We start from the raw sequence: 7,984 nt of genomic DNA, 5'->3' as shown, positions 1-7,984 counted from the left end.
GGCACACCCCGGAGATGTTCCGGGACCGATTCCTGGTAAGCCTCCTCCTTACCCTGCCCATCCTCTATTTCTCGGAGCAGATGCAAGCGTGGCTGGGGTACCGGGCGGTTTCCTTTCCCAAGGCAGCCTGGCTCAACCCCCTTTTAGGGACCCTTCTTTACTTCTATGCTGGGTGGCCTTTCCTCCTGGGGGCGCGCCGGGAGCTTGCCGCCCGCACCCCCGGCATGATGACCCTGGTGGCCCTGGCCATCACCGTGGCCTACGGGTACAGCCTGGCGGTTTCTTTGGGCCTTTCCGGCATGCCCTTCTACTGGGAGCTCGCCACCCTTCTGGACGTGATGCTCCTGGGGCACTGGCTGGAGATGGCCTCGGTGCAGGCCGCAGGCAGGGCCCTCGAGGCCCTGGCCCGGCTCCTGCCCACCACCGCCCACAAGGTGGTGGACGGACGGACCGAGGAGGTGCCCGTGGACGCCCTCCGGGAGGGGGACGTGGTCCTGGTGCGCCCCGGGGAGCAGGTGCCCGCAGACGGGGTGGTCCTGGAAGGGGCCTCCTCCATGAACGAGGCCTTCCTCACCGGGGAGTCCCGGCCCGTGCCCAAGGGGGTGGGGGACGAGGTGGTGGCGGGGGCCATCAACGGGGAAGGGGCCCTTAAGGTCCGGATCACCCGCATCGGGGAGGCCACCACCCTGAGCCAGATCCTGCGGCTGGTGGAGGAGGCCCAAGCCGCCCGGAGCCGCTTCCAGGCCCTGGCGGATCGGGCCGCGGGCTGGCTCTTTTACCTGGCTGTGGCGCTGGGATTTTTGGCGTTTTGGACCTGGCTTTTCCTGGGCCAGGACTTGGCCTTTGCCCTGGAGCGCGCGGTCACCGTCTTGGTCATTGCCTGCCCCCACGCCCTGGGCCTTGCCATCCCCCTGGTGGTGGTGAACGCCACCGCCCTCTCCGCCCAAAGGGGCATCCTGGTGCGCAAGCGCGAGGCCTTTGAACGCGCCCAGGGCATCCGCGTGGTGGCCTTTGACAAGACGGGCACCCTTACCGAGGGCCGCTTCGGCCTAAAGGCCGTGTACGCGGAAGGCCTGGAGACGCCCAAGGCCCTGGCCCTCGCCGCAAGCCTGGAAGCCCTCTCGGAGCACCCGCTGGCCGAGGCCCTCCTCGAGGCCGCCCAAGCCCAAGGCCTTCCCTTGGCCCCCGTCCAGGACTTCCAGGCTGTGCCGGGCAAAGGGGTGGAGGGGAAGGTGGAAGGCAAGCGGTACCGGGTGGGGCGGCCAGAGTGGGCGGAGGAGCTAGGCCTTAAGGCCCCGGAAGCCCTCAAGAGGGGCCTCCTGGAAGCCGAAGGCCGGGGGGAAAGCGTGGTGGCCCTGATGGACGAAAAATGGGTCCTGGCCTACTTCGCCCTGGCCGACCGCATCCGCCCCTCAGCCCAAGAGGCCATCGCCCGCCTGAAGGCCATGGGCCTGGTCCCGGTCATGATCACCGGGGACGCGGAGGCGGTGGCCCAAACCGTGGCCAGGGCCCTGGGGATTGAGCGGTACCACGCCCGTGTCCTCCCCCAGGACAAGGTCCGCCTGGTGCGGGAGCTGAAGCGCATGGGGCCCACCGCCTTCGTGGGGGACGGCATCAACGACGCCCCTGCCCTTTTGGAGGCCGACCTTGGGGTGGCCATCGGGGCGGGCACCCACGTGGCCCTGGAGTCCGCGGACCTGGTCCTAGTAAAAAGCGACCCCCTGGACGTGGTCCGCGCCTTAAGCCTGGCCCGGGCCGCCCACGCCAAGATGGTCCAGAACCTCTTCTGGGCCACGGGGTATAACCTTCTCGCCCTCCCCCTGGCCGCGGGCGTGGGCTACCCCTTTGGCCTTCTGCTTTCCCCCGCGGTGGGGGCCCTTTTCATGAGCCTTTCCACCGTGGCCGTGGCCCTCAACGCCCTTCTCCTCAGGCGGGCGGGGCTGTAACCCCCGGCTAACCCCGAGGGCCTACCCTAAGCCCTTGGGGAGGTGTGGAGATGTGGGCTTTGGCGCACCGGGGGTATGGGGTTTACTGGGGCGTTGAGCCTTGGTCGTGGTTCCTTTTGGGGGCCTTGGCGGTCCTCCTGGTTTTGGGGCTTGCCCTTCTCCTTAGGGGCCTTGGGGGGCGGCGGGAGGACCGGGCCCTGGAGATCCTAAGGGAGCGCTACGCCAGGGGGGAGATAGACCAGGAGACCTACGAGCGGATGAAGCGGGACCTGCGCTAGGGGCCAGGAGGGCAGGGGTAAACTTAGGGCATGGACCTAAGCGCCCTAAGGGAGGATTTCCCCCTCCTGGCCACGCATCCGGAGCTCGTCTATCTGGACTCTGCCGCCACCAGCCAAAAGCCCAGGCGGGTCCTGGAAGCCCTTCAGCGCTACTACCAGGAGCTGAACGCCAACGTCCACCGGGGGGCCTACCGGCTCTCCGTGGCCGCCACCGAGGCCTACGAGGCGGCAAGGCGCCGCCTGGCCCGCTTTCTCCACGCGGAGGAGCGGGAGATCGTCTTCGTGCGCAACACCACGGAGGCCATGAACCTGGTGGCCTACGCCTGGGGCCTTAGGAACCTCAAGGAGGGGGACGAAATCCTGCTCACGGAGATGGAGCACCACGCGGGCCTCGTCCCCTGGCACCTGGTGGCGGGGCTTACAGGGGCCAAGGTGAAGGCCATCCCCCTGACGGAGGAGGGCCGGCTGGACCTCTCCCAGCTGGATGCCCTCCTCACTGAAAGGGTCAAGGTGGTCTCCCTGGTGCACATGTCCAACGTTTTGGGCACGGTGAACCCCGTGGCGGAGATCGCCAAGAAGGCGAAGGCCCTGGGGGCCTTGGTGGTGGTGGACGGGGCCCAGTCGGCCCCCCACCTCCCCGTGGACGTGAAGGCCCTGGGCGCCGACTTCTTCGCCCTTTCCGGCCACAAGATGCTGGGGCCCACGGGGGCCGGGGTGCTCTGGGGGCGGTACGAGGTCCTGGAGGGGATGGCGCCTTTCCTGGGGGGCGGGGAGATGATCCGGGAGGTCTATGTGGACCGCTCCACCTACGCCCTCCCCCCGGCCCGCTTTGAGGCGGGCACCCCCCCCATCGCCGAGGCCATCGCCTTGGGGGAGGCCGCGGAGTACCTCATGAAGGTGGGCATGGAGCGGGTTTTCACCCACGACCGGGCCCTTTTGGAGTACGCCCTAAGGCGCCTCGAGGAGGTGCCCCACCTCAAGGTGTATGGGCCCAAGGGGCCCGACCGGGGCGGGGTCATCCCCTTCACCCTGGGCCGGCTCCACGCCCACGATCTGGCCACCTTCCTGGACCAGGAGGGCATCGCGGTGCGGGCCGGGCACCACTGCGCCCAGCCCCTCCACCGCAGGCTCGGGGTGGCCGCCACCGCCCGGGCGAGCTTCTACCTTTACAACACCAAGGAGGAGGTGGACCGCTTCGCCGAGGCCCTCCTTAGGATCGCCACCCGGTACCGGGCCTGGCTATAATGGGGGAATCCATGAGCGTGCTGGATGAGCTCTACCGGGAAACCATCCTCAAGCACTACCAAAGCCCCAAGAATTTTGGGCCCCTGCCTGGCGCCACCAAACGGGCTGGGGGGATGAACCCCTCCTGTGGGGACCAGGTGGAGGTGATGGTGCGCCTCGAGGGGGAGCGCATCGCCGAGATCCGCTTCCAGGGCCAGGGGTGCGCCATCAGCACCGCCAGCGCCTCCATGATGACCGAGGCCGTGGCGGGCAAAACCGTGGGGGAGGCCCTGGAGATCGCCCGCAAGTTCCACGCCATGGTGGTGGAGGGCGCCCCCCCAGACCCAAGCCTCGGGGACCTTCTCGCCCTCCAGGGGGTGGCCAAGCTCCCCGCCCGGGTGAAGTGCGCCACCCTCCCCTGGCACGCCCTGGAGGAGGCCTTGAGGTGAGGCGCTACCCCGCCCACAAGGTGACCCCCCTCCTGGTGCGATACCCAGACCTCATGGAGGCCTGGAAGGAGGCGGCCAAGGCGGGGCGGCTTCGGGCGGAGAGCCAAGGGGGCAGGAACTACGTGGTGGTGGAAGACCCGGCCCTCATGGCCCGGCTCAAGGCCCTAGGGCTAGAGGGCGAACCCTCCAAGGAGAACTGATGCGCGGGCTCGTGTTCCTGCACGCCTTTCCCTATAACCCCAGGATGTGGGAAGGGGAGGTGGCCTACTTCCGCGGCCGGCTTCCCGTCCTGGCGCCCCACTACCTGGGGCTTCCCCTGGGGGAGGCCGCGGAAAAGGTCTTAAGGGAGATGGACGAGGCGGGGCTGGAAGAGGCGGTCTTCGTGGGGCTTTCCATGGGGGGCTACCTCATCTTTGAGCTCTGGCGCCGGGCAAAAGAGCGCTTCCTGGGCTTCGCCCTGGCGGACACCCGCGCCGGGGCGGACACGGAGGAGGGGAAGAAGAACCGCTACGCCTTAAGGGAGCGAGTCCTCCAACAGGGGGTGGGCTTCCTCCCCGAGGCCCTCCTCCCCACCCACCTGGGGGCCACCACCTTGCGGGAAAAGCCAGAGGTGGTGGAACGGGCCCGGGCCCTCATCCGGGAGGCAAGCCCCGAGGCGGTGGCGGCAAGCCTCCTGGCCCTGGCGGAGCGCCCCGACTCCACCCCCCTTCTCCCCGAAATGCGCGGCCCGGCCCTGGTCCTGGTGGGGGAGGAGGACACCCTTACCCCCCCAGAGGAGGCCAAGCGCCTGGCCAAAGCCCTCCCCGAGGCCCGGGCCCTCATCCTCCCCGAGGCGGGGCACCTGGCCAACCTGGAAAACCCCAAGGCCTTCCGCACCGCCCTTCTTGGTTTCCTGGCCGAGATCCTATGAACCTGGAGGAGCTCAAGGCCCTTTTCCCCGGCAAGGTGGACCTCTCGGAGAGCGAGCGGCTCCGCCACGGCAAGGACGAGGGCTACCCCGAAAGCCGCCCCGTCCTGGCGGTGGTCTACCCCGAGGGGGTGGAGGACATCCAGAAGGCCCTGGCCTGGGCCCGGGAAAGGGGGGTGGCGGTCATCCCCTACGGGGTGGGGACCAGCCTCGAGGGCCACCTCTACCCCGTGCGGGAGGCCATCAGCCTGGACCTTTCCCGCATGGGCCGGATTTTGGAGGTCCACCCGGAGGACTTCTACTGCGTGGTGGAGCCGGGCCTCACCCGCAAGCGCCTGAACGAGGCCCTGAAGGGCACGGGGCTCTTCTTTCCCGTGGACCCGGGGGCGGACGCCTCCCTGGGGGGCATGGCGGCCACAAACGCCAGCGGCACCACCACCGTGCGCTACGGGGGGATGCGGCAAAACGTCCTCGCCCTCCAGGTGGTGCTGGCAAACGGGGAGGTCTTGGAGCTCGGCCGGCCGGTGCGGAAGACCAGCGCGGGCTACGACCTCAAAGACCTCTTCATCGGCTCGGAGGGCACCTTGGGCATCATCGCCCGCCTCACCCTAAGGCTCCACCCCCTCCCGGCCCAAATCCTCACCCTGCGGGCCTTCTTCCCCGGGGTGGAGGAGGCGGTGCAGGGAAGCCTCGGGGTCATGGCCCTGGGGGGGGACATCGCCCGGCTGGAACTTTTGGACGAGCTGGCCCTTAAGGCCCTGAACCGCCACCTGGGGGCGGGCTTCCCCGAGCGGCCCGCCCTCTTCCTGGAGTTCCATAGCCCCACCAAGGAAGCCCTGGAGGCGGAACGGGCCTTGGCGGAGGAGGTCTTGCGGGAGGCGGGGGCCTTCGCCCTGGAGGTGGCGAGGACCGAAGAGGAAAGGAAGGCCCAGTGGGAGGCCCGCCACCAGGCCTACTGGGCCCTGGTCCACCTCTTCCCGGGGCACCTCTTCATGATCACCGACGTGGCCGTGCCCCTTTCCCGCCTGCCCGAGGCGGTGCGTTTCGCCCAAGGGCTCCTGGAGGAAATGGGCCTCACCGGGAACATCCTGGGCCACGTGGGGGACGGGAACTTCCACACCCTGGTCCCCGTCCTCCCCGAGGACTACCCCAAGGCGGAGGTCTTTGCGGAACGGCTGGTGGAAAAGGCCCTGGCCCTAGGGGGCACCTGCACCGCGGAGCACGGGGTGGGCCTAAGGAAGCGGAAACACCTCCCGAAAGAGCACGGGCCTGCCCTGGAGTGGATGCGCAGGCTCAAGGCCCTCCTGGACCCAGAGGGACTTTTGAACCCCGGGAAGGTGGTGTAATGGGGGCATGGAAAGCCTAGCCTGGATGGAAAGCCAGCTTCCCCGGTTCCTCAAGGACCTCGAGGCCTTCGTCCGCCGGGAGTCCCCCTCGGGGGACCTGGAGGGGCTAAAGGCGGCCGCGGCCTCCCTGGAGGAGGCCTTCCGCCCCCTGGAGGGCACCCTCTCCCGCAAGGACACCCCCTCGGGCCCCATCCTCCTCCTCAGGCGAGGGGGGGGGGACCGGCCCGTCCTCGTCCTCTGCCACTACGACACCGTTCACCCCAAGGGGAGCTTCCCCGAGCCCTTCCGGATAGAGCGGGAAAAGGCCGTGGGTCCTGGGGTCTACGACATGAAGGGGGGGATCATCGCCCTCCTCTACGCCCTGCGCTACGCGGAAGAAAAAGGGGTCCCCTTGCCGCCTTTGGAGATCCTCTTCACCCCGGACGAGGAGACGGGCTCCCGGGAAAGCCGCCCCCTCATTGAGGCCGCGGCCCAAAAGGCCCGGGCCGCCTTGGTGCTGGAGCCCCCCACGGGGGAGGGGGACCTCAAGGTGGCCCGGAAAGGGGTGGGGCTTTACCGCCTAAAGGCCCTGGGCCGGGCGGCCCACCAGGGGGTGGAGCCGGAAAAGGGGGTAAATGCCATCCTGGAACTCGCCCACCAGATCCCCCAGGTGGTGGCCCTGGAGGACCGGGAAAAGGGCACCACCCTGGGCCCCAACCGCATCGGCGGGGGCACGGCCACCAACGTGGTGGCCGAGGAGGCCTGGGTGGAGATAGACCTCAGGGCCTGGACCCTGGCGGAGGTGGAGCGGGTGGAGCGGGGCCTTCGGGCCTTGAGCCCCGCCCTCCCGGGGGCCCGCCTCGAGGTCACCGGGGGCCTTAACCGCCCCCCCATGGAGCCCACCCCGGAAAGCCTGGCCCTCTTTGAGAAGGCAAGGACCCTGGGGGAGGCCTTGGGCCTAAGGCTAGGCCCGGGCCGGGTGGGGGGTGGGTCCGACGGGAACTTCACCGCCCACCTGGGGGTCCCCACCCTGGACGGGCTTGGACTTTTGGGCGGGGACGCCCACCAAAAGACGGAGTACGTGGTGGTGCCGGAGATCCCCCGCCGGGCCGCCCTCCTGGCGGAGCTCATCCAGAGGCTATGACCCTCTCCCCATCCGCAAGGAAGGTGTAGGCCCTCCTGGAGGCGCGGGGCTTTCCCCACCTAAAGGTGATGGAGCTAACGGCCTCCACCCGCACGGCCCTCGAGGCCGCAAAGGCCGTGGGGGCGGAGGTGGGGCAGATCGTGAAGAGCTTGGTCTTCGTGGGGGAAGGGGGGGCCTACCTCTTCCTGGTGAGCGGGAAGAACCGGCTGGACCCCAAGAAGGCGGAAAAGGCCCTGGGGGAAGCCCTGAGGCGGGCCACCCCGGAGGAGGTGCGGGCCCTCACCGGCTTCGCCATCGGGGGCGTGCCCCCCGTGGCCCCCCTTCCCGCCTTCCTGGACGAGGACCTCCTGGCCTACCCCCGCCTCTGGGCGGCGGGGGGGACCCCAAGGGCCCTTTTCGCCCTCACCCCGGAGGAGCTTTTGCAGCTCACCGGGGCCAAGCCCCTGGACCTCAAAGAGGGGTAAGGATGGGGTTCTTCCGCAAAGACCCCCACCTAAAGCCCGAAGGCCCCCTGGTCTTCCGGGTTAGGGTCCGGCTCAAGGGGGGCGAGGTGGTGGAGCTTAGGCTTTCCAAGAGCATGGAGATCAGCCCGACGGAAGGGGGGTACTACGTGCGCAAGGTGGTGGTGGGGCCGAAAAGCCTAGAGCGGGCGGTGTTGGAGATCTGGTTTGACCGTCGCTACCGGCCCCTTAGGAAGAACGTGGAGGGTGG

General features: G+C 69.0%; 10 protein-coding genes. All 10 read left to right on the top strand.

From position 1 onward, the window contains the following. Positions 1-1,946 (top strand): heavy metal translocating P-type ATPase (locus tag WKI94_RS10965; RefSeq protein WP_337845769.1); only part of this gene is annotated, 1,946 nt, incomplete at its 5' end. A gap of 50 nt (positions 1,947-1,996) precedes the next feature. Beyond that, entirely contained in the window at positions 1,997-2,224 is a 228-nt protein-coding gene (locus tag WKI94_RS10960) for an SHOCT domain-containing protein (protein ID WP_337845768.1), read from the top strand. A gap of 30 nt (positions 2,225-2,254) precedes the next feature. Further along, positions 2,255-3,469 (top strand): cysteine desulfurase, encoded by a 1,215-nt coding sequence (locus WKI94_RS10955; RefSeq protein WP_337845767.1) that lies wholly within the window; start codon positions 2,255-2,257, stop codon positions 3,467-3,469. Between the two features lie 11 nt (positions 3,470-3,480). After that, on the top strand, positions 3,481-3,897 hold the full coding sequence (gene sufU / locus WKI94_RS10950) for a Fe-S cluster assembly sulfur transfer protein SufU (protein WP_337845766.1): 417 nt from the start codon (positions 3,481-3,483) through the stop codon (positions 3,895-3,897). Further along, positions 3,894-4,097 (top strand): hypothetical protein, encoded by a 204-nt coding sequence (locus WKI94_RS10945; RefSeq protein WP_337845765.1) that lies wholly within the window; start codon positions 3,894-3,896, stop codon positions 4,095-4,097. The genes sufU and WKI94_RS10945 overlap by 4 nt, the downstream gene beginning before the upstream one ends. Then, positions 4,097-4,807, top strand: coding sequence for an alpha/beta fold hydrolase (locus WKI94_RS10940; RefSeq protein ID WP_337845764.1), 711 nt, complete (start codon positions 4,097-4,099; stop codon positions 4,805-4,807). Before WKI94_RS10945 ends, WKI94_RS10940 begins: the two co-directional genes overlap by 1 nt. Next, positions 4,804-6,150 carry an FAD-linked oxidase C-terminal domain-containing protein gene (locus tag WKI94_RS10935; protein WP_337845763.1) on the top strand — a complete coding sequence of 449 codons (1,347 nt, stop codon included), beginning with the start codon at positions 4,804-4,806 and terminating at the stop codon, positions 6,148-6,150. The genes WKI94_RS10940 and WKI94_RS10935 overlap by 4 nt, the downstream gene beginning before the upstream one ends. 7 nt (positions 6,151-6,157) lie before the next feature. Continuing rightward, the gene (locus WKI94_RS10930) at positions 6,158-7,273 is read left to right on the top strand and encodes a M20 family metallopeptidase (RefSeq protein WP_337845762.1); all 1,116 of its coding nucleotides are present in this window, start codon (positions 6,158-6,160) and stop codon (positions 7,271-7,273) included. Between the two features lie 35 nt (positions 7,274-7,308). Further along, positions 7,309-7,737 (top strand): YbaK/EbsC family protein, encoded by a 429-nt coding sequence (locus tag WKI94_RS10925; protein WP_337845770.1) that lies wholly within the window; start codon positions 7,309-7,311, stop codon positions 7,735-7,737. A gap of 2 nt (positions 7,738-7,739) precedes the next feature. Then, on the top strand, positions 7,740-7,984 hold a 245-nt coding region (locus WKI94_RS10920), incomplete at its 3' end, for a hypothetical protein (protein ID WP_337845761.1).

Origin of the sequence: Thermus sp., assembly GCF_037444525.1 — a bacterium.
Lineage (GTDB): Bacteria > Deinococcota > Deinococci > Deinococcales > Thermaceae > Thermus.
This window is presented reverse-complemented; position numbering and strand designations above follow the sequence as displayed.